Below are 19,844 nucleotides of genomic sequence, written 5' to 3'. Positions count from 1 at the left end.
CTGCTTGGCTACGCAGCAGCGCCGCGAAAAATAAATCCGCCCGATTGCTGCGCATATAACAATCAAACTCTCCACAACCTGATTTTTTATGCACGGCATATAGCCCCTTTTTAGGGGCAACTGCGCCTGCCTTAGGTGCAGGCGCATGGCTCTGGGTTTATCGCTCGGTCTGCCCCACAGCCAGCCGCAGCAGAATATATTCGCGCAGTTTTTGGGGCAGCAACCGCTCTACCACCCGCAACACACGGAATGGCCACGGAAAAACATATTCACGCCGTCCCTGCGCAATGGCACGGGCTATGACCCGCGCGGCCTTTTTTGCTGGCACCAGAAATGGGCGGGGGCCATCAAGCCGCTGACTCATGGGGGTATCCACAAAGCCGGGGACGATCAGCGTCAGCTTCACACCGTATTGCTGCCATGCAAGCCCTGCGGATTTGGCAAAAAAGGCCAAACCGGACTTGGAGCTGCTATAGGCAGCGGAAAATGGCATTTCATAAAAACCGGCAACAGACCCGATGAGCGCAATATGCCCCCCCTGCCGTCCAACCATGCTCCGCGCCGCAGCCGTAGCCAGCGCTGCGGGTGTTGCATAGTTCACCAAGCCGAGTTGGAGCACCTTCTGCGGGTCTTCGGTTTTTTCGTCTAAGGACTGAATATCTGACAAACCTGCCCCGAGCACCACGCAATCCGGTGTGTGGGCGGCATCGTCCTCTACAAAGGCCGCCAGAGCACTCGCGCCATCGCACAGGTCAATCTGGCGCGTATGCACCACGGCCCCTCTGGCACAGCATTCCGTAGCCAGTTGGGCCAGCCTCTGGGCGTTTCTGCCCCACAAAATCAGGGTTCGGCCGGGCGCTGCATAATGGTGCGCAAGCTCGGCACCAATGCCGCCGGTTGCCCCCGTAATCAGCACAGAACGCAAAACGTCCGCCCCGGATGCAGCATATCTCACATTTTTTCCTTTCCCATTGAGAGAGAATAAGGCATCACCCGGGGAGTTTTTTATGTTCCGTTCCATGGAGGGGCAATGTCTTTCCCGACTCAGATTACCGTTTCCCCTGTTTCGGGCTCACGTCAGCTTTCTCTCTTTATAAAGCTTCCGCGCAAGCTTTACGATGGCTTGCCCGGATATCTTCCTCCCCTCGACATGGAAGAGCGCAGCATGCTCTCCCCCCGCAAGGCTCCTTTTTTCGAGCATGGCTTTGCGTGTTACTTTCTGGCATGGCGCAATGGCAAACCCATTGGCCGCATATCTGCCCAGATTGATGCTCTGGTGCTCCAGCAGGGTGGCCCCAGAACAGGTTTTTTTGGAGCGCTGGACACGGCTGAACCCGCCTGCGTTCCCCTGCTGCTGGAAGCCGCAACCGCATGGCTGAAAACACGCGGCATTGAGCGTATCCGTGGACCATGGACGCTTAACAGCAATGGCCAGTCGGGGGTGATGATCGAAGGACAGACTGAAATGTCCATGATCGGCACACCTTGGCACCCTGCAACCCTTGCTCCAGCCATTGAACAGGCAGGTTTTAGCAAGGCTATGGACCTGCTGTCCTACCGGATGGAAACCGGACCAAAGGCCGAGCAGGCCAACCAGATTCCCGCCAACCTGCGCGAGCGTCTGGGCAAAATTACCATGCGTGGCCTGCGCCTGACACATATTGCTGAAGACGCGGAAATCCTGCGTGAAATTTACAATGATGCCTGGGCCGACACATGGGGAAATGTGCCCCTGACCTCCAACGAAGTGGCATCGCTACTCAAGGCACTCAAACCCGTGCTGCGACCCGAACAATATGTTCTGGCTGAAGTGGAAGGCGAACCCGCAGCCATAGCACTGGTCATACCCAATATGTTTGACATTAGCGGTGACCTGGGGGGAGCACCCTCTCCCCTTGGCTGGCTCAAGCTGGGGTCACGCATTCTCAAGCATGATTTTCATTCCGCGCGGGTGGTTCTGTTAGGTGTGCGCAAAAAATATATGGGCACTGCCCTGCGCGCCATGCTGCCTGTTCTGATTATTGATGAATTGATGCATCGTGGGCATGTTCTGCCCTACCGCACCATTGAACTGGGATGGGTGCTGGAAACGCATCAGGGACTGCGCAACCTTATCGAGCGTATTTCTCCCACCCCATACAAGCGCCACCGGATGTTTGAAAAAATTCTGCCGTAACGCCGTCCTTTGCATCTATGCGTGGGCAGGCGTTAAAGGTGGCTCCACCCGGATGTTTTAAAGTGCAATGCTCTGCCCGCACCATCCACAACGGACACGCAGGGCGGGCCTTTCTCAAAGTGCCCTATGCGTGTTACCGGCACATCTCCACACCGGGTTGGCAGATACGGGTGTGACAGGAGCTGATGCTCCTGCTCCGGTGGAACCGCGAACAATATCTCGTAATCATCTCCGCCAGTCAGGCAGGTTTGCAGCCATTCCTCGCCTGCTGCGCGCGCTGGTGCGGAGAGTGGAACCCTGTCTGCACAAATGCGCACATGCAGGGCATTTTCCCGTGCCAGATGCCCGGCATCCTGCACCAGACCATCCGACACATCCATTGCGGCAGACGCCATGCCATACAGTGGCAGGCCCACACGTGGTTGTGGCAGGCGGTAGCGCTGCGCCAGATAGCCCGTAGGGTCCGGCAGCGGCGCAGGCCCTTGCAACGCCCGCAACCCCAGTGCGCCATCTCCTATGGTGCCCGTAACCCACAACCCATCCCCGGCCCGAGCACCACAACGCCTGATGGCCTGACCGGGGGTAACAGAACCAACAATGGTCAGGGACAGCACCAGAGGCCCTGAGGTGGAGGTCGTATCCCCCCCCATCAGGCTCAGGCCGAACACTGCCTGATCCTGCGCCAGACCTGTGCAAAACTGCGCTACCCAATCCTCCGTAATATGGGGCGGACGGGCAAAGGCAAGCAGCCATCCCTCTGGCGCAGCCCCCATGGCGGCAAGATCGGACAAATTGCACCGCAATAGCTTGCGGCCAATCAGATCAGGTGGGTCGGTAGGCAGAAAATGAACATTTTCCACCATTGCATCGACCGCCATCACCATTTCCCGTCCCGCTGGGGGCAGGAAAACGGCGGCGTCGTCGCGCAAATTCAGGGCTGCCGGGCCTGCCAGCGCAGCAAAATGCCGCCGTATAAATGCGAACTCGCGCGGCAGATCACTCTTCGGCTGGGGTGCCTGTGGTGCTGTCATGATCCTCAACCGGTGTCGGATTTTTGAACAATGTGTCCAGCACACCATTCACCAGACGCGGCTCATCCCCGAAGAAGAAACCGTGCGCCACATCCATATACTCATTAATCAGCACAGCGGCAGGCACTTCCGCGTGACGGGCTTCTGCTATGGCTGCAAAAAAGAGCGCACGCAAAACCGGGTCAAGCCGCTCTATCGGCCAGGTGGATGGCAGGGTTTTGACAATGTCCTGCTCAATGGCGCTGCGGTTGGCTACAGCACCTTTGACAATGGATGTGAACAGCGCCACATCGGCCTCGGGGATGCGCCCATCTTCATAGGATTCCCCACTCAGGGTCGTGCCGAACCGGTGGATCAGAAACTGTTCGATAACAGAATCCGGACGATCCCCATTCTGTTCAATCTGGAACAGCGCCTGAACAGCTGCAACGCGCGCGGCGGTGCGTGGCCGCTGCGCGGCTTTTAGCTTGGGTTGGTCCTGTAGTCCTGTCATCGTTTTCTCCTGCTCCGCATGGATGCGAAGCCGCGTTTTGTGGCGTTTTTATCCATAAAGGTCTAGTCTTTTTGTTCGGTCTGCTGGGTTTTGCTTTCCATCAGCGTCAGAATTTCAGAAAAATCACGCGCTTCGGTAAAGTCACGATATACGCTGGCAAAACGGACATACCCTACTCCATCCACTTCCTTGAGCGCATCCATTGCCAGCTCGCCGATACGGGCTGAGGCAACTTCGGTATCCCCCGATGCTTCAAGCTGGCGCACTACCCCGGTGACGATCTGCTCCATCTGCTCATCCGACACCGGGCGCTTGCGCAGGGCAATACGTATGGAGCGGGAAATCTTGTCCCGATCAAACGGTGCGCGCCGTCCGTCCTGCTTGACCACCACCAGTTCGCGCAGTTGCACACGCTCTACCGTGGTAAAGCGCTGCCCACAGGACAGGCACGCCCTGCGGCGGCGTATGGCCGACCCCTCTTCATTTGGTCGACTGTCCTTGACCTGACTGTCCGGGTTCCCGCAAAAAGGGCAACGCATGATGGTACCAACCTTCCCTCAGGCGCGTATCCGACTGTGTTATGCCATTCAAAGAGCGCCAGCTGACAATCAGATATGTGTTTTAACCGGGTTCGTCCATACTGCCCATGCCCCAAGGCCCACGGAGTGACCATGAAACCTCGTTATCAGGCAATACTGGCCGGCACCCTGCTTGGCCTGATGCTGCTCCCCCCTGCCCATGCAGAGGAACACCAGCCGGAGCACCCCATTCCCGGTCAGGCCGATGCCCAGAAAGATATTACCATCTCCGACATCTCGTTCCACCTCCCCACCACACAGGGACAGGAACGCAGGCAACCCCAACTATATTTTACGCTCACCAACACTGGCCACACCACCCATCTTCTGACCGATGTCACCACACCCGCATGTAGCAAGCTGATTGGCTACCATACCGATCAGGAGAACACGCCTGGCACATACCACCTGTTCCAGCATCTGGCACTGCCCGAAACCACAACACTGGTTTTTGCCAATGCAGGTTATCACATGCTCTGCGTTGGCCCTGTGGCCCAGGAGCTGGCCCAGCACAGGGTGCAGGTTACATTCCAGTTTCTGGGCGGTTCAAGCAAAAGTGTTGCTGTCCCCGTGACCCCAGCTTCACCCTGAGTGGTCTGGCGTTACAGAAAACCCGGTAATACCCCGGTTTTTCTGTAACGCCGTATGCGCCTAGCCGCCTGTATAGGTGCTGAGTGTGCGCTTGACTGCCTGATGCCAGCCCGCAATCATGGTCCGGCGCTGGGTGCTGTCCATTTTGGGCTCAAACAGGGAACCACGCGCCCATTCGGCGGCAACAGTTTCCTCATTTTCCCAAACACCTGTGGCCATCCCGGCAAGGAACCCTGCGCCAAGGGCCGTTGTTTCCACATTCCGTGGGCGTTCAACCTTGGCTTGCAGCATGTCGGCAAGGAACTGGCAGTACCAGTCATTGGCAGACATCCCCCCATCCACACGAATGCTTTCTGTGGTGCCACCACCGTCCTGCACCATAGCGCTTACAAGGTCGAGCGTCTGATAGGCTACAGACTCAAGAGCCGCACGCGCAATATGAGCAGCGGTTGCGTCCAGCGTCAGCCCGCAAATCAGGCCTCGGGCATCCGGGTCCCAGTGCGGGGCCCCCAGACCGACAAAACCCGGCACCATATACACACCGTGGCTATGCGGTACACGGGTTGCCATATCATCCGTCTGGGAGGCATGCGTAATCAGGTGCAAGCCATCACGCAGCCACTTGATGGCCGCACCGGCCACAAAAATGGAGCCTTCAAGCGCATATGTTGGCTTGCCGTTCAGGCGATAGGCAACCGTGGTCAACATCCGATTGCGGGATTCCACAGGCTTGTCACCGGTATTCAGCAGCAAAAAGCAGCCCGTACCGTAGGTGGCCTTTGCCATACCCGGCGTAAAGCAGGCCTGCCCGACAACCGCTGCCTGCTGGTCCCCGGCAATACCGGCAATGGGAATGGCCCGGCCAAACAGCTCTGGATCTGTCTCTCCATACAGGGTGCTGCTGTCCTTGACTTCAGGCAGCAAGGCAGCTGGCACGCGGAACAGCGTCAGCAGGTCCTGATCCCACTGCTGGCGATGAATATCAAACAGCATGGTCCGCGATGCATTGGTGGCATCAGTCGCATGGACCCTGCCGCCTGTCAGACGCCACAGAATGAACGAATCAATGGTGCCAAACGCCAGTTCACCTTTTTCCGCACGTGCTCGTGCACCGTCCACATTATCCAGCAGCCAGGCCAGCTTTGTAGCCGAAAAATAGGGGTCCAGCAGCAGGCCGGTGCGCTCACGCACCAGTGTTTCAGCACCTTCGTCGCGCAGTTTCTGGCAGACGGCAGCGGTACGCCGGTCCTGCCAGACAATGGCGCGGTGGATCGGCTTGCCCGTGCTGCGCTCCCACACCACAATAGTCTCACGCTGGTTGGTAATGCCAATACCCGCAATCCGGTCCAGAGCTCCGCTCTGTTCCAGTGCGGCTCTGGCAGTGTTCAGCACATCGGTCCAGATATCCTCGGGGCAATGCTCAACCCAACCTGCGTTGGGGTAATGCTGGGGGAACTCCTGACGGGCCGCAGCCAGTTCGTTGGCATCTCGGTCAAAAACAATGCTGCGGGTTGAGGTCGTTCCCTGATCGATCGCCAGAACACAATCTTTTTTGGTCATGTGGGGGTATCCCTTCTTATTCTGAGCAGTCAGTCTGCCGCAGGAGTGGATTGACGGCCCAGAGCGGGCATGAACGGACGCAGCAGCGTCTGATAAATTGTGGCACCGATCAACCCGCCAGCAAGCGGACCAACAACAGGCACCCACCAATAATTCTGGGGAGATGGCAGGGCTGTTTCCCCCCACCCTGCGACAAAGCAGAACAGACGGGGACCAAAGTCCCGCGCGGGGTTAATGGCCCAACCTTCCAGATAACCTGAGGACGCACCGATAATGGCGACCAGCAGGCCTATGATCAACGCCCCTGAATTGGCCTGTGGCGCTGCCGTATTGTACTGGCAGGTTACAGCAAAAATACCAAGGACGAGGAAGGCAGTCAGAATTGTCTCATTCAGCAAGGCATGCAGTGGCGTTACAAAATCCCCCGGATGGGTAAAAAACACACCAGCCGCAGCACCATCATGCGCGAAGTCCAGATGATGCACCTGCGCATAATGCGCAATGACTGACCCATACAGGGCATAAACCAGACACGCGCCCAAAAAGCCGCCCAGAACCTGAGCCGCGCAGTAGGGCAGCACTTTACGCCATGCAAAACCACGGTAGCACGCCAGCGCCAGCGTAACGGCCGGGTTGGCGTGCGTGCCAGAGACTGCCCCGGTAACGTAAATGGCAAGGGTCACCCCCAGCCCCCAGGTTATGGCCACCCCCCAGTAGGAAAGCTGGTAGGGGCTCGGGTCGTACAGAGAGTACATGGCCGCCACTGAATCACCCACCAGAATGATAATCAGCACAGCCAGACACTCGGCTATCAGCTCACCCCAAAGCGTATTTTTTACCTTGTCCATGGTCTTTCCTCTTTTTGTTTTTTTTGTTCGGAAAGCAGTGTTTTACAGATTCAGACGGCTTTCTTCTGAACATAAGCTTCAACACGGGTTTTTTCCGCATCATCAAGGTGCAGACCCAGTTTGCTACGCCGCCAGAGCACATCCTCTGCCGTGCGTGCCCACTCCCGCTCCATCAGGTAATCCACCTCACGCGCGCTCAGGTCCCCACCAAGCAGTTCTCCCATATCCGCCATGGAAGTGGCCTGCCCGATAATTTCGTATGTCCGGCTGCCATAGTTACGCATAAGCCGCCATGCCAGCCCTTCGGGCAGCCACGGAGCCGCACGGCGCAGGCGGGCAAGGGCTCCGTCAAAGCCACCTTCCCCAATATCCCCACCGGGCAGCACTTCTGCGGCTGTCCAGCTCTGACCACCAACTGCGGGCAGCACAGGGGCCAGCTTTTCCAGCGCATGTTCGGCCAGCTTGCGGTAGGTCGTAATTTTACCACCAAAAATGGACAGCAAAGGCGCTCCGTCCTGCGTGTCCAGATCCAGCACATAATCACGGGTTACAGCAGATGCGTTGGCCGAGGCATCATCATACAGGGGGCGCAGGCCCGCGTAGCTCCAGACCACATCGCTTTCTTTGACCTGCACATTCAGGTAGCGGTTCACGCTCTCGCACAGATAGGCAATTTCGTCCGGGGCAATACCCACCTTGCCCGGCTCTTCCTTCCACGGAATATCCGTGGTGCCGATCAGGGTGAACTTCTGTTCATAAGGAATAGCGAACACAATCCGCTTGTCCGGGTTCTGGAAGATGTAAGCCTGCGGCCCCTCATAGACACGCGGAACAATAATATGGCTGCCCTTGACCAGACGCACGGATTTGGAATTGGGGATTTTAAGCGTATCTGCCAGCAGGCGCGCAACCCATGGGCCTGCTGCATTGACCATGGCTTTGGCACGGACCGTCTGGGTCTGCCCCGTAATCCGGTCTTCCAGCGTTGCCAGCCACTGGCCGTTTACACGCTGGGCGGCAATCAGGCGTGTACGCACACGCACATCACACCCACGCTCGGCTGCATCCATGGCGTTCAGCACGACAAGGCGGCTGTCCTGCACCCATCCGTCGGAATAAATGAACCCTTTTGTGTATTCGGGTTTGAGCGCACGACCGGAAGAGTGCTTGCGAAAATCAACCCCGATGGATTTAGGCAACGTCATGTTCGAAGCAAGATGGTCGTACAGGAACAGCCCGAGCCTGAGCATCCATGCCGGGCGCACCAGTTTGGAATGGGGCAGCACAAAGCGCAGCGGCCACATGATATGCGGCGCCATGCTCAACAGACGTTCACGCTCCATAAGCGCTTCACGCACAAGGCGGAACTCGTAATACTCAAGGTAACGTAGCCCGCCATGGATCAGCTTGGTGCTGGAGGAAGATGTATAACTGGCCAGGTCATCCTGCTCGACCAGCAGGACCGATGCCCCACGCCCGCAGGCGTCGCGCGCAATGCCGGTACCGTTAACGCCCCCCCCAACAACAAGGAGATCGTAGATACGTTCGGGTGATGCAGATGCTGACATGGTTTTTATCGGTTCCATCTATACGAAGGCTTTGCCTGTTTTATTCGAATTCGAAAACAGAACGCAAGAACAATGCTGATCGTCCCCCTGCTATGCGTTTTTTTGAACCATCATGGTTCTTTTACGAACATTCCTGTGTCCCAATAACGTGTAGCTGCACGTCATGCTCACGCAGAATGGCCCGAATGCCCGGCGGGGGGGCCTGATCGGTAAAAAACGCATTCACCTGCGAAATGTGACCAACGCGCGCCATAGGTCTGCGCAAGAACTTGGTATGATCCGCTAACAAAAAAACGGTTCTGGCGTTGCGCATAATAGCCTGCGCCGCGTTAATTTCGTCCGCATCAAAATCCAGCAGCGTCCCATCCGCATCAATGCCGGAAATACCAATAACGCCAAAATCCGCCCTGTACTGCTCGATCATGGCTGCCGCAGCAGGGCCAACAATGCCGCCATCGCGCAGCCGCACACTGCCGCCGGTAATAATCAGGCTGCATTGCGGCGCCGGAGCCAGCAAAGTGGCCACATGGATATTGTTGGTAATGACCCGCAAGGCACGGTGGGTGCGTAATGAGCGGGCAAAAGCCTCCGTTGTTGTGCCTATATTGATGAACAGGGAAGCCCCATCGGGGATGGCACTGGCTGCGTCACGCCCGATCGCCTCCTTTTCCTGCAAATGCAGGATCTGCCGGTCGGAGTAGGCAATGTTCTCGGCGGGGGAAAGTGTACTGGCTCCTCCATGGTGGCGGGCCAGAAGCCCCTGCCCTGCCATGATGTTCACATCCCGCCGCACCGTTTGCACGGTTACGCCCAGTTCCCGCGCAAGTTCCTCGCTTGCAACATAGCCATGCTGGTTGACCAACTGCAGAATATGTCTGCGTCGCCGCTCCAGAGCATTGCTCATACTGCCTCCAGCACCGCCAGAACAGCCTCGCCATAACGCTCAAGCTTGGAGCGACCCACCCCTTTTATGTCTCCCAGCGTTTCCATATCTTCCGGTTTTTCAAGAGCTATGTCTTTCAGAACCGAATCATGGAAAATGACATAGGGAGGTATTTCCTGCTCCTTGGCCTCCTCACGCCGCCATTTGCGCAGGGCTTCAAACAGGGCCAGCCGATCTTCCGGCAGATCAAGGGCCACAGACTGCCGCGCCTCCCGGCCCGTTCCGGCATTGCCTGCATGCTCCACAACCGGATCGGCCCGCAAAGCAATACTCTGCTCGCCGCGCAAGATGGGGCGGGCAATATCGGGGTTCAGGCGCAGGCCGCCATATTGCCCTTCTATGCGCAAAGCGCCACGGGCAATAAGCTGGCGCACAACACCACGCCAGAACTGTTCGCTCCTGTCCTGCCCGATACCCCAGACCGAAAGTTTGTCGTGCCCATTCCGGCTGATGCCATCTGTTTTTTTGGCGCGCAGCACAGCAATAACATGCAAGGCCCCAAAACTTTCCCCCGTACGGTACACTGCAGACAGCAGTTTACGGGCAGCTTCTGTGCCATCGAATGTCAGAACAGGGTGGCGACAATTATCACAATGCCCGCAGGCCTGCTCCAGCTCCTCGCCAAAACAGTGCAACAGAGCCTGCGTGCGGCACCCCGTTGTTTCCGTAAACGCAATCATGGCCTCCAGCCGGCTGCGCATGATCCGTTTTTCGTTATCCGGGGCTGCGGACTGGTCCAGCCAGTAGCGCGCACGGGCAATATCTTCCCCCCCATACAGCAACACGGTATCGGACGGCAGGCCATCGCGCCCTGCCCTGCCGATCTGCTGGTAGTATGCCTCGGGCGAGGAGGGCATATCCAGATGCACAACCGCACGCACATCCGGGCGGTCTATGCCCATACCAAAAGCCACCGTAGCCACAATGACCAGCGGCTCACCAGAGCGAAAGCGCAGCAATGCCGCCCGTTTTTCCACGGGGGACAAACCGGCGTGGTAGGCAAGGGCTGGCCACCCACGCTCGCGCAGGGATGCGGCAATCCGCTCGGTTCTGGCACGGCTGCCACAATAGACAATGGCCGCATCTTCCCTATACCGCTCCAGAACACTCAGTAACTGCTTCAGTTCCGAGCCTTTGGGCTGCACTGCAATGTTCAGGTTGGGGCGATGGAAGCTGGAAACCAGAACATGCGCATGAGGCATATCCAGCGCGGCCAGAATGTCATCACGCGTGCGCTCATCCGCTGTTGCGGTCAGGGCCAGACGCGGCACATTGGGAAAATGGCGGGGCAGAGCGGTCAGCGCCCGATATTCCGGCCGGAACTCATGCCCCCAGGCCGAGATACAATGCGCCTCGTCTATAGCAATAATGGACAGTGGAATACGGGTCAGCCGGTCCAGTGTACCTGAAGACAGCAGCCGCTCGGGCGAGATATAGAGCAGGTCCACCCGACCATTTGCCAGATCAGAGCGAATCTGCGCAGATTCGTTTTCATCCAGCTCGGAATGCAGGGCGGCAGCATTAACCCCAAGCTGGCGCAACCCTGCAACCTGATCGTCCATAAGCGCAATAAGGGGGGAGATAACCAGCCCCATGCCCGGACGGCACAAAGCAGGAATCTGGTAACAGACGCTTTTGCCGCCCCCCGTGGGCATGAGCACAAGAGCATCCTGCCCGTGCATGGCGCACGCGACCGCCTGCGCCTGCAGGCTCCGAAACCCCGGGAACCCAAAGACAGCCTGCAAGACCTCCTCCACGGAGCGGTTACAGAACCGATCACGCGGGAGTGGGGCTGATGACAGGGACGGCACCTCCCCCCACCCTTCTGGTGGTTCCAGAGGCGGCTCATACGGCGCCATATCCTCCAGAGCAGGCTCTCTTTGCTCCATGCTTATCAGGGACTTGTCAGCTCGATTTCCACCCGGCGGGAACCGACAACCATGCCTTCCATATTGGATGGCGCGCGGGGCGTTTCCACAATACGGTCGCTACGCACACCATCTTGCTGCAACTTTGCCGTGACAGCCTTGGCGCGCTGGATAGCCAGCAGCGCATCAGCCGAAAGGTCCTTGCCCGCGCTGGCATAGCCTTCCACCCGCACGATGCGGGAGGGGTGCTTGTCCGCCTCCTGCGCAACCTGCGCCACCACATCCAGCCCCGCCGAATCAAGCTCAGCAGACTGGTTGGAAAAAAACACAACATATTTACGTGGAGCCTGTGTGGCGCAGGCGGCCAGAAGGCTCAGGCAAGCAACTGAAATAAGGCGGCGCATAATGGTCATTCCTGAATTGTCAAAACAAAACCATCTTGTTTGGTGCCTTGCCCGCGCGTGCGCGTCAATAACCATTACCGCAGCGCTAGAGTGCCGCAGCTCTGGCCACCCCGTCTGACAGACGCCATATCCGGTCGAGCTTCTCTACCCCGGTCAGGCGATGGGCAATAAGGATAACCGTGCGCCCCTCGCTGACTGTATTCAATGTGCGCAGGAACTCCTGCTCCGTCTGTGCATCCAGCCCGGTTGCCGGTTCGTCCAGAATAAGCACAGGAGCGCGGGCAAGCAGCGTGCGGGCCAGAGCAATACGCCGCCCCTGCCCACCAGACAGACGGACCCCACCTTCACCCACCCAGGTATCCAGCCCCTCTGGCAGGCTGCGCACCACATCGGATACAGCAGCCTGATCCAGCGCCTGCCACAAATCCTGCTCAGATGCATCAGGCCGCCCCAGCAACAGATTGGCCCGGATGGTATCATCAAACAGATGTGTCGCCTGCGATAGCCAAGCCATTTTGCTGCGTACGGATTCAGGGCGAAGGGTGGTTATATCCTCCCCACCCAGAAAAATATGCCCTTCCTGCTGCGTTGCAGCGCGCAGCAGCAGGGCTGCAAGGCTGGACTTGCCAACGCCTGAAGGCCCCAGAATGGCGACCCTGCTCCCCGGCGGAATATCCAGTGTCAGCCCTTTGAGCACCCATGGCCGATCTTCCGCCCAGCGGAAGCGCACAGCCTCCAGACGGATATGTGTATTTTCCGGTGCGTCATGCAGCGCTACCTGCGAGCGGGCGGCACCGGGCTGCACTGCCATTTCCACCACCCTACGGGCGGAGGCACCCATGATACCCGCCTGCAAACCTGCACGCGTAAGCAGCACAGCACTCTCAAACGCAGCAACCGTCAGGAACAGCAGGCTAACGCCTTCCAGCGCACCCAACCTTGGCAGCACAACACCGCCAATGGCCAGCAACACCAGAAATATGGCAATCTGCCCGAACAGAAAAGCCAGTGCATTGGCAAATGCCGCGCGCCGCGCCATACCCATCTGCCCGTGCAACAGGGCTGCGTCTGCCGCCTGCACACGCGCAAGCATCCGTCCCTCGGCCCCGAAAGCCCGGATTTCTCGCAGGCCACCGACCAGATCCAGAACGGAAATACGCAGATGCGCCAACAGGTGCGCCGTCTGCTCGGCCGATTTGCGGCCAGAACGCGCAATCAGCCATGGCACCAGAAAAGAGGAACAGGCAAACAAAACCCCAACGCCCAGCCCCAGCAGCAGGCTCTGCCGCCCCACAATAATCAACAGGGCCGGAAACGTCAGGCAGGCACACAGCAGCGGCAGCACAATCCGCAGGTACAGCCCATCCAGCGCACCAATGTCCGACACCAGACGGGAGAGCATGTCCCCCGCCCTGCGGAACCCAAGCCCCGCAGCCGCCCCACGGGCAAGAGAGTGGAAGAACCAGACACGCAGATCAGCCAGAGCACGGAACATGGCGTCATGCGCAAACAGACGCTCCGCGTAACGCAGGGTCACACGCCCTGCCCCAACCCAGCGCAGCAGGGCTGTGGTGACGATAATTTCCCCCAGCACACAGCCAGCCAACCGCACGCCGGACACCTGCATAAGGGCAAGCCCGCAGGCCAGTGCGGCCAGCGCCAGCAGCGCCCCTACCAGCAACCGCGCCCCCTGCCTGCGCCACAGGCGGAAAATAACGCATATGGCCTGCCAGTCTGTATAACGGGGCAGGTTTTGCCCACCCGCGGCCCGAGCCTGTGTATTTGCCGGGCTGGTTGCGCTCTGATCGTGCATTGCCATGTTATGCAGCCCCCTGCCGGTTGACGACCCGCCCGTTCTGCAGGTCTATCCGCCGCCCCTTGAACATATGCGCGGCAGCCGAATGCGTGGCCAGAATAACCGTTCGGCCAACGGCAAGGCGTTGCAGACTTTCAAAAACACTTTTTTCGGTTACCGGGTCCAGATGGGCCGTTGGCTCATCCAGCAGCAGAACCGGAGCATTTTTAAGATACGCACGTGCAATGGCCACGCGTTGCGCCTGACCGCCGGAAAGGCCAAACCCACCCTCGCCTATATGCGTGTCCAGCCCATCGGGCAGAGTGGGCAAAAATTCGTCCACTGCGGCAGAGCGCAGAGCACTTGCCAGTTCACGCTCATCTGCATCTGGCTTGGCGAACAGGATATTGTCCCGCAAAGTACCAGCAAACAAGACAGGCTTCTGCCCGATCCATGAGACAACGCGGGAAAGCGCATCCGGGACGATTGTCTGCAAGGGTGCCCCATTAAACAGCACCCGCCCGCTCTGCGGAGCAATAAAGCCCAGCAGCAGTTCCATGATGGTAGACTTGCCTGCACCGGACGGTCCGGCCAGCACCAGCGTTTCCCCCGCAGGCACGGTAAAGGTCACGTGTTCCAGCGCTGGACCACGTGCTGGGTCCCACGTAAAACCCACATCATCAAACGCGACCATCACGCCATTGGCGTTAACCGTTCTGGCTCCGTCCAGCACCGGGCGTTCAGTCACTTCCGGCAGGTCCAGTATTGCTGTCGCGGCACCCTGCGCGTGAGCGCGGTCCTGATAGGCAAGGGCAAAGCTACGCAGGGGAGCAAAAAATTCCGGTACAGCCAGCAGGGCAAAAAGGCTGGCAACAACAACATGCTGTAAAGCCGGGGATGGCCCATTGGCCTGCATGACCAGTGCCTGTCGGCCGTCCAGCACGGCAAGCAGAATAAAAGCCCCCACCATGGCGCAATCGATGGAAGCGGAAGACAGAAAGGCCACGCGCAGCACCTTCATGGTCCGCACACGCAGTTCATCCGCAGCGTCCGCCAGACGCCGGGTCTCATCCTCTGTACGGCCAGCCAGAACAATGGTGGCAATACCCTTGATGCGGTCAAGAAAGCGGGCCTGAAGCCGCGTCATGGCCAAAAACTGATTGCGGGAGGCCACTGCAGCCCCAATACCAAAGACAGCCTGCCCGACTGGTACGGCCACGCCACACAACCCCAGAATCAGGGCCGCGCGGGGCTGCATAATGCCAACGGGCACCAGAATGGCCACAGGTGCTGCCATCCACAACACGGATGCAGGCACCCACCGGCCAAAAAAACCGTCCAGCGCTTCTATCCGGTCCACCACGAGCGATGCCAGCACACCGCTATGCGTGCGGCGCAGCAATGCAGGGCCACCAGCCAGAATAGCGGCCATGACCTCGCCCCGCAGACGCCTGCGGGCCACAATGCCAGCACGTGCGGCAGCTATGTCCGCCTGAATCATGCACAATGCACGCAGAATGGCCAATGCTGGAAAGAGCAGGAAAGGCCATGCAGGAAAGATGCTTCCCTCCGCCGCTCCCTGCCACCCCACAAGGGCATGCCCAAGAACAACAGCCACACACCACGCCTGCCCAATACCGGCAAGACTGGAGAGCAGCCCGGACCCCACCACTGATCGCGCTGCCTGACGACCAAGACGCGACTGGAGGCGCGTCCAGTTACGTATTGCTGCTTTCTCGTTCCTCATGACAGACAGCGTTTATACTGCTCTGCCAAGGACGCAACAGTTTAGATCGCCAGTCCCGGCTGCGCTCATGGCATGCCAGCGTCCCGTAGTGGCACATTTTTCAGGGGTTTTGTGCTTTATCCAGATGCATGACCAGCGTGAACAGCACGCCCTCTTTTCCGCTATAGCTCAAAGATGCCTTGAGCTGTCTGGCAAAACCGTGAATGAGCTTGAGCCCGATGCCCGGTGTGCCAGATGCCGGGTCGAACGTGCAGCCTATGCCGTTATCCCCGACACTCAATGTGACCAGACTGCCATTTTTTGTCAGACGCACGTGAATAACGCCCTCCCGACCATCGGGAAAAGCATATTTGATCGAATTGGTAACGACCTCGGTAACAATCAACGCCAGAGGCACGGCCTGATCCGGGTCCATCCAGAAACTGTCTGACTCCACCTGTAGCTGGATACGCCCTGCATCTGCCTCGCCCGCCACATGGAAGGTCTGCTCACACAGGTCCTTGAGAAAAACAGCCATGTTCAGGCTGGTCAGCGTATCTTCGGCGTAGAGTGTGCGGTGCAGCGTTGCCAGTGCGCGGATTCGGTCACGGGCCAGAGCAAACTCGGCCTTGACCTCCGGATGAGCAATCTGGTTGGCCTGAAGGTTGAGCAGGGACGCCACAATTTGCAGGTTATTTTTCACCCGGTGGTGGATTTCCTTCATCAGGAGTTCCTGATGCGCCATAGCCTTCTGCAACCTCGCCTCATGGCGGGAGAGGCGCTGCGTTGCCCGCGTAAAGGCCTGCCCCAGCCTTTGCAGTTCAAGGGGCATGGAGCGTGTGACCCGGCCGTCAAACACCCCTTCCATCTGCCATTTCCGTACGGAGTGGGTCAGCCGCCGCAGAGGCCACACCAGCACAATGTTGGCCGCGAGCGTTACCCCCACCAACCCTGCGGCCAGCAGGAACAGCAACGCAGCGATCTGGAACACCATGGCCCGCAGGGCGTCTGCCTCCATGGGGGTGCGCTGGGTGGAGACAAATATATCAGCCCCACCAGCAATGCCCCCCAGAGCGTACCCACCCTGCATGGAGGGCAAGGAGACAACCGAGCGGTCGCTTTTTTCCAGTTTTTCCTTCAGTCGGGACACCAGTTCGGGCGGTGGTGGTTCCCAGTTACAGTTGGTACAGACCGGAAAAAGCTCCCCGTCATGCATGAGCAACCATGCCTGAACAGGGTTTGTGTCGTCCGAAAAAGCCTCCCACCCCGAGGCGCCACCCAAATACGCACGCGTGCGCGATATTTGCAGGATTCCTACCAGATAACCGTGCGCTTCCGGTTCAGCCAGAAAAGCGGCGGGAACGGTTATGCGCAAGAACGCGCCGTTATCTTCCCCCCCACCACTTTTTTGCACGGCTTCCATGACCGTCGCGTTAATACGTGCGGGGGGCGTAAGAGTCCCCACCTCCGCGCAGGAGCGACCAGAAGGCAAAACGGAATCGAGTTTCTGCCCACGTTCATTCAGAACGGCCAGAAAACAGTAGCGCTGCCCGCTAATGGTTTCCGCCAGCCTAAGGGCATGCACGATCTGATCATTGGTCAGATCCATATTGCCAATCGTTTCCAGCGCGCTGCGCAGGCGGTCCGTATCATGCCGGAACTGCTGGTCCAGCCGCATGATGGCCGCAACCGCACGCTGCGCGCTGCCAACCCTGACTTCCTGATAATTGCGTAGAGCAAGGACTGCGCCAATGCTCAGCACAGGAATACCCGAAAGGCAGATAAGCACACGCATGCGCGCACTGGTGGTGATAAACACCCGCCCCAGGCCGGACATGAGCAGAGCGCCCACACGCCGCGCCCCCTGCCCCAGCAAGGAAAAGACAGACAAACGGCTCAGTCCTGCCTGCTCCGGTCTTCCTCTATCAGCTTCAGCAGCTCTTCGGGCACGGGTTCATTGACAACGTCATCAAAAAGCTGGTGCAGGCCGCGCTTCAGCCAGACATCAAAAGCCTGATCCCGAGACTGCCTGCCTTTGCGGGGGGGAGCGCCGTCCATACTCTTTCCCATTCCAAACCTAGGGTCCTGCCGTTGTGTCTGTGGCGCGGCAACCTGCGGGGCGGGCATGTCATCCGTGCCCGACCTGCATCTTTCAAGCTCAGCCTGCACCATGCTCAGACTGTAGCAACACTCATGTGCGAAGAACCCGGTCGCGCATGGCCCGTTTTTTTTGCCGCCTTTGCCTGCACACGCTCGCTGTGCCTGCGACCACCCGCATCGGACACGGATTCTTCTCCTGTTAACCAGACTTCCAGCTGACGCCGGGCGCGGAAAACGCGGCTTTTGGCCGTACCTACCGCGCAACCAGACATTTCTGCCAGTTCCTGATAGCTCATTCCTTCAAGAACCCCCAGCACCAAAGCTTCCCGCTGGTCATCTGGCAGCCGTGCAAGCGCTGCATCCAACTCCATGAGGGACAGCCGGTCATCATGGCGGGCAGCAACCGCAAGCATGGACTGGGGAGCGTCATCAATATCTGTGGTTTCGCGCTTTTTACGCAGGTCGGAAATAAAGCGGTTGCGCAGGATACGGTGCATCCATGCCCCAAAATTGGTACCCGGAATAAAGCTTGCCTGAGCGGCCAGAGCATTGCACACGGCGTCCTGCACCAGATCTTCGGCCGTGGTGCGGTTACGGGTCAGGGCCAGCGCCTGCACACGCAGCTTGGGCAGAATGGCGATGACCTGATCGTGGAATGATGAGGCTGTCATTGTTTTTACTCCGCTTCTTCTTCCATCATTTAACGGAGCAATGAACGGCGCAGGGCCAAGGTTACATCCAACGACAATTTTTATTTTCACGAAAAAGAGAGGCGTTATTCCTCAGGCCCATCCTCCCCCGCCTGCTGGCGGGCCAGCCTGTGCAGCATGGTTCTGGCGCGGGAGACGCGGGCCTTGATGGTACCAACGTCCACCTCGCAGATGGCGGCTGCCTCGGCATAAGTCATGCCATGCGCACCGATCAGCACCAGCGCTTCGCGCAATAGGGGGGTGAGCTGCCAGAGCATCACCTCAAGCTCCTGCACTTCCTGCCGTCCGTCCGCCGGGCTGGCAACCCGTGAAGGCGGCTGCTGCTCGTAATGGGCCAGCACCTCACGCTCTTTTTTACCGCGCCGCTTCTGTTCGAGAAAAAGATTGCGCAAAATGGTAAAGCACCACGCCTTCAGGCTACTGCCTGCCTCAAACTGCACCATACGATCCAGCGCGCGCAAAACGGTCTCCTGCACCAGATCATCCGCCAAAGCGGGGTCGCGCGCCAAAAAACGGGCAAAGCCGCGCAGGGAGGGTAAAATTGCCAGCAATTCCGCCCTGAACCCCGGACGCGCGTCGCTCTGATCGGGTTTTGGTGTGTTAATCAGGATTCATCCCCTTTCGGCAAACGCCGCTCCGTGGCATCATTGCTTTATCGTATGTTTTTACCATGACCTAATCATAAGGAGATTTGTCATGTCAGAGTCAGTGCGTGACGGGCTGATACGGGCTCTCCCTTATGGCAGACGTTACGCACGCGCCCTGACTGGCAACCAGCCTGAAGGCGACCTGCTGGTCGCGCAAAGCCTGAGGAGCATGACCTCCCAGCTCCCGACAGAAGGGTTAACGCCCCTGCTCCAGCTGTATCAGGCGATCTCGCGCCTTTATACTGTGGATGAGGCACGCAGGAGCACGCAGGGGTCTGGCCTCTCCCCCTCCCAGCGGCAGTTGCTGCTGCTGACGACACTTGAAGAAATCAATGTGGATATTGCAGCCCGCATTATTGGCCTCCCCCATGAGGTGGCATTGCAGGAGCTGGAAAGCGCACAAAAGCAGCTCCACAAAGGTGTGCAGACATCGGTCCTGATTATTGAAGATGAGCCGATCATCGCCATGGATATAGAACTTCTGGTCATGCAGTGCGGCCATAAGGTGGCAGGCATTGCCCACACGCAGGCCGATGCCATACAGCTTGCCGCCCAGACCCGGCCCGGCCTTATTCTGGCCGACATCAATTTGGGCCCGGGCGGGGATGGCATGGCTGCGGTGGCCGAAATTACGGCAAACTTCAAGGTGCCGGTCATCTATGTGACCGCATACCCGGAGAGGCTGCTGACGGGGGAAAAACTGGAGCCCTGTTTTGTGATTACCAAACCGTTTGACCCCTTAACCCTTGCCGTTGCCACCTATCAGGCCGTAAGCAGTGTGGGTGTGGCTCAGACCTGATCTGTTT

Annotated in this window: 19 protein-coding genes; 3 read left to right on the top strand and 16 right to left on the bottom strand. The window is 58.6% G+C overall.

From position 1 onward, the window contains the following. Positions 1-157 precede the first annotated feature (157 nt). Positions 158-1,021 (bottom strand): SDR family NAD(P)-dependent oxidoreductase, encoded by an 864-nt coding sequence (locus tag HK26_RS06915; RefSeq protein ID WP_086639106.1) that lies wholly within the window; start codon positions 1,019-1,021, stop codon positions 158-160. Between the two features lie 9 nt (positions 1,022-1,030). Between HK26_RS06915 and HK26_RS06910 the strand changes: the two genes are divergently transcribed. Then, positions 1,031-2,176 carry a GNAT family N-acetyltransferase gene (locus HK26_RS06910; protein WP_086639105.1) on the top strand — a complete coding sequence of 382 codons (1,146 nt, stop codon included), beginning with the start codon at positions 1,031-1,033 and terminating at the stop codon, positions 2,174-2,176. Positions 2,177-2,208: 32 nt separating this feature from the next. Here the strand turns inward: HK26_RS06910 and thiL are convergent, their stop codons facing one another. The 3 genes from thiL to nrdR all read right to left on the bottom strand — a co-directional run bounded on the left by thiL (position 2,209) and on the right by nrdR (position 4,239). Next, a complete protein-coding gene (gene thiL, locus HK26_RS06905) occupies positions 2,209-3,207 on the bottom strand; it encodes a thiamine-phosphate kinase (protein WP_086639104.1) in 999 nt (332 codons plus the stop codon). Then, complete coding sequence (gene nusB / locus HK26_RS06900) at positions 3,173-3,700, bottom strand: transcription antitermination factor NusB (RefSeq protein ID WP_086639103.1); 528 nt, start codon at positions 3,698-3,700, stop codon at positions 3,173-3,175. The genes thiL and nusB overlap by 35 nt, the downstream gene beginning before the upstream one ends. 62 nt (positions 3,701-3,762) lie before the next feature. Beyond that, entirely contained in the window at positions 3,763-4,239 is a 477-nt protein-coding gene (nrdR, locus tag HK26_RS06895; RefSeq protein ID WP_025825805.1) for a transcriptional regulator NrdR, read from the bottom strand. A 132-nt stretch (positions 4,240-4,371) separates the two neighbouring features. On the opposite strand from nrdR, the gene HK26_RS06890 reads away from it, so the two are divergent. Continuing rightward, a complete protein-coding gene (locus HK26_RS06890) occupies positions 4,372-4,869 on the top strand; it encodes a copper chaperone PCu(A)C domain-containing protein (protein ID WP_180539401.1) in 498 nt (165 codons plus the stop codon). Positions 4,870-4,929: 60 nt separating this feature from the next. Here HK26_RS06890 and glpK read toward each other — a convergent pair whose 3' ends face one another. The 12 genes from glpK to HK26_RS06830 all read right to left on the bottom strand — a co-directional run bounded on the left by glpK (position 4,930) and on the right by HK26_RS06830 (position 18,900). Then, positions 4,930-6,429 carry a glycerol kinase GlpK gene (gene glpK, locus HK26_RS06885; protein WP_086639101.1) on the bottom strand — a complete coding sequence of 500 codons (1,500 nt, stop codon included), beginning with the start codon at positions 6,427-6,429 and terminating at the stop codon, positions 4,930-4,932. Positions 6,430-6,458: 29 nt separating this feature from the next. Then, on the bottom strand, positions 6,459-7,277 hold the full coding sequence (locus HK26_RS06880; protein WP_086639100.1) for an MIP/aquaporin family protein: 819 nt from the start codon (positions 7,275-7,277) through the stop codon (positions 6,459-6,461). A gap of 50 nt (positions 7,278-7,327) precedes the next feature. Further along, positions 7,328-8,863 (bottom strand): glycerol-3-phosphate dehydrogenase, encoded by a 1,536-nt coding sequence (gene glpD / locus HK26_RS06875; protein WP_374188228.1) that lies wholly within the window; start codon positions 8,861-8,863, stop codon positions 7,328-7,330. A 103-nt stretch (positions 8,864-8,966) separates the two neighbouring features. After that, positions 8,967-9,749, bottom strand: coding sequence for a DeoR/GlpR family DNA-binding transcription regulator (locus HK26_RS06870; protein ID WP_086639099.1), 783 nt, complete (start codon positions 9,747-9,749; stop codon positions 8,967-8,969). Continuing rightward, positions 9,746-11,647, bottom strand: a complete 1,902-nt coding sequence (gene recQ / locus HK26_RS06865; protein ID WP_086639131.1) for a DNA helicase RecQ — start codon at positions 11,645-11,647, stop codon at positions 9,746-9,748. Before recQ ends, HK26_RS06870 begins: the two co-directional genes overlap by 4 nt. Before the next feature lie 35 nt (positions 11,648-11,682). Then, positions 11,683-12,060, bottom strand: a complete 378-nt coding sequence (locus HK26_RS06860) for an OmpA family protein (protein WP_025825793.1) — start codon at positions 12,058-12,060, stop codon at positions 11,683-11,685. An 85-nt stretch (positions 12,061-12,145) separates the two neighbouring features. Further along, complete coding sequence (cydC, locus tag HK26_RS06855; RefSeq protein WP_374188227.1) at positions 12,146-13,879, bottom strand: thiol reductant ABC exporter subunit CydC; 1,734 nt, start codon at positions 13,877-13,879, stop codon at positions 12,146-12,148. 1 nt (position 13,880) lies between these two features. Continuing rightward, complete coding sequence (cydD, locus tag HK26_RS06850; RefSeq protein WP_086639098.1) at positions 13,881-15,602, bottom strand: thiol reductant ABC exporter subunit CydD; 1,722 nt, start codon at positions 15,600-15,602, stop codon at positions 13,881-13,883. Positions 15,603-15,702: 100 nt separating this feature from the next. After that, positions 15,703-17,376 carry a sensor histidine kinase gene (locus HK26_RS06845; RefSeq protein ID WP_086639129.1) on the bottom strand — a complete coding sequence of 558 codons (1,674 nt, stop codon included), beginning with the start codon at positions 17,374-17,376 and terminating at the stop codon, positions 15,703-15,705. A 101-nt stretch (positions 17,377-17,477) separates the two neighbouring features. Continuing rightward, positions 17,478-17,639 carry a NepR family anti-sigma factor gene (locus HK26_RS13455; RefSeq protein ID WP_242005619.1) on the bottom strand — a complete coding sequence of 54 codons (162 nt, stop codon included), beginning with the start codon at positions 17,637-17,639 and terminating at the stop codon, positions 17,478-17,480. 116 nt (positions 17,640-17,755) lie between these two features. Beyond that, positions 17,756-18,352 carry a sigma-70 family RNA polymerase sigma factor gene (locus tag HK26_RS06835; RefSeq protein ID WP_086639097.1) on the bottom strand — a complete coding sequence of 199 codons (597 nt, stop codon included), beginning with the start codon at positions 18,350-18,352 and terminating at the stop codon, positions 17,756-17,758. Between the two features lie 104 nt (positions 18,353-18,456). After that, positions 18,457-18,900, bottom strand: a complete 444-nt coding sequence (locus HK26_RS06830) for a sigma-70 family RNA polymerase sigma factor (protein ID WP_374188229.1) — start codon at positions 18,898-18,900, stop codon at positions 18,457-18,459. Between the two features lie 187 nt (positions 18,901-19,087). On the opposite strand from HK26_RS06830, the gene HK26_RS06825 reads away from it, so the two are divergent. Beyond that, complete coding sequence (locus tag HK26_RS06825) at positions 19,088-19,837, top strand: PhyR family response regulator anti-anti-sigma factor (protein ID WP_086639095.1); 750 nt, start codon at positions 19,088-19,090, stop codon at positions 19,835-19,837. Positions 19,838-19,844 lie beyond the last annotated feature (7 nt).

Source organism: Acetobacter okinawensis (genome assembly GCF_002153655.1).
In the GTDB taxonomy this organism is placed as follows: Bacteria; Pseudomonadota; Alphaproteobacteria; order Acetobacterales; family Acetobacteraceae; genus Acetobacter; species Acetobacter okinawensis_A.
This window is presented reverse-complemented; position numbering and strand designations above follow the sequence as displayed.

Excerpts from the sequence above, each read along its gene's own strand:
- recQ (WP_086639131.1), bottom strand. The coding sequence starts at position 11,647 with ATGGCGCCGTATGAGCCGCCTCTGGAACCACCAGAAGGGTGGGGGGAG.
- nusB (WP_086639103.1), bottom strand. The coding sequence starts at position 3,700 with ATGACAGGACTACAGGACCAACCCAAGCTAAAAGCCGCGCAGCGGCCA.
- HK26_RS06890 (WP_180539401.1), top strand. The coding sequence starts at position 4,372 with ATGAAACCTCGTTATCAGGCAATACTGGCCGGCACCCTGCTTGGCCTG.
- glpK (WP_086639101.1), bottom strand. The coding sequence starts at position 6,429 with ATGACCAAAAAAGATTGTGTTCTGGCGATCGATCAGGGAACGACCTCA.
- cydC (WP_374188227.1), bottom strand. The coding sequence starts at position 13,879 with ATGGCAATGCACGATCAGAGCGCAACCAGCCCGGCAAATACACAGGCT.
- thiL (WP_086639104.1), bottom strand. The coding sequence starts at position 3,207 with ATGACAGCACCACAGGCACCCCAGCCGAAGAGTGATCTGCCGCGCGAG.
- HK26_RS06835 (WP_086639097.1), bottom strand. The coding sequence starts at position 18,352 with ATGACAGCCTCATCATTCCACGATCAGGTCATCGCCATTCTGCCCAAG.
- HK26_RS06915 (WP_086639106.1), bottom strand. The coding sequence starts at position 1,021 with ATGGAACGGAACATAAAAAACTCCCCGGGTGATGCCTTATTCTCTCTC.
- HK26_RS13455 (WP_242005619.1), bottom strand. The coding sequence starts at position 17,639 with ATGGACGGCGCTCCCCCCCGCAAAGGCAGGCAGTCTCGGGATCAGGCT.
- HK26_RS06880 (WP_086639100.1), bottom strand. The coding sequence starts at position 7,277 with ATGGACAAGGTAAAAAATACGCTTTGGGGTGAGCTGATAGCCGAGTGT.
- HK26_RS06825 (WP_086639095.1), top strand. The coding sequence starts at position 19,088 with ATGTCAGAGTCAGTGCGTGACGGGCTGATACGGGCTCTCCCTTATGGC.
- HK26_RS06870 (WP_086639099.1), bottom strand. The coding sequence starts at position 9,749 with ATGAGCAATGCTCTGGAGCGGCGACGCAGACATATTCTGCAGTTGGTC.
- nrdR (WP_025825805.1), bottom strand. The coding sequence starts at position 4,239 with ATGCGTTGCCCTTTTTGCGGGAACCCGGACAGTCAGGTCAAGGACAGT.
- HK26_RS06910 (WP_086639105.1), top strand. The coding sequence starts at position 1,031 with ATGTCTTTCCCGACTCAGATTACCGTTTCCCCTGTTTCGGGCTCACGT.
- HK26_RS06860 (WP_025825793.1), bottom strand. The coding sequence starts at position 12,060 with ATGCGCCGCCTTATTTCAGTTGCTTGCCTGAGCCTTCTGGCCGCCTGC.
- glpD (WP_374188228.1), bottom strand. The coding sequence starts at position 8,863 with ATGGAACCGATAAAAACCATGTCAGCATCTGCATCACCCGAACGTATC.
- HK26_RS06845 (WP_086639129.1), bottom strand. The coding sequence starts at position 17,376 with ATGCGTGTGCTTATCTGCCTTTCGGGTATTCCTGTGCTGAGCATTGGC.
- cydD (WP_086639098.1), bottom strand. The coding sequence starts at position 15,602 with ATGAGGAACGAGAAAGCAGCAATACGTAACTGGACGCGCCTCCAGTCG.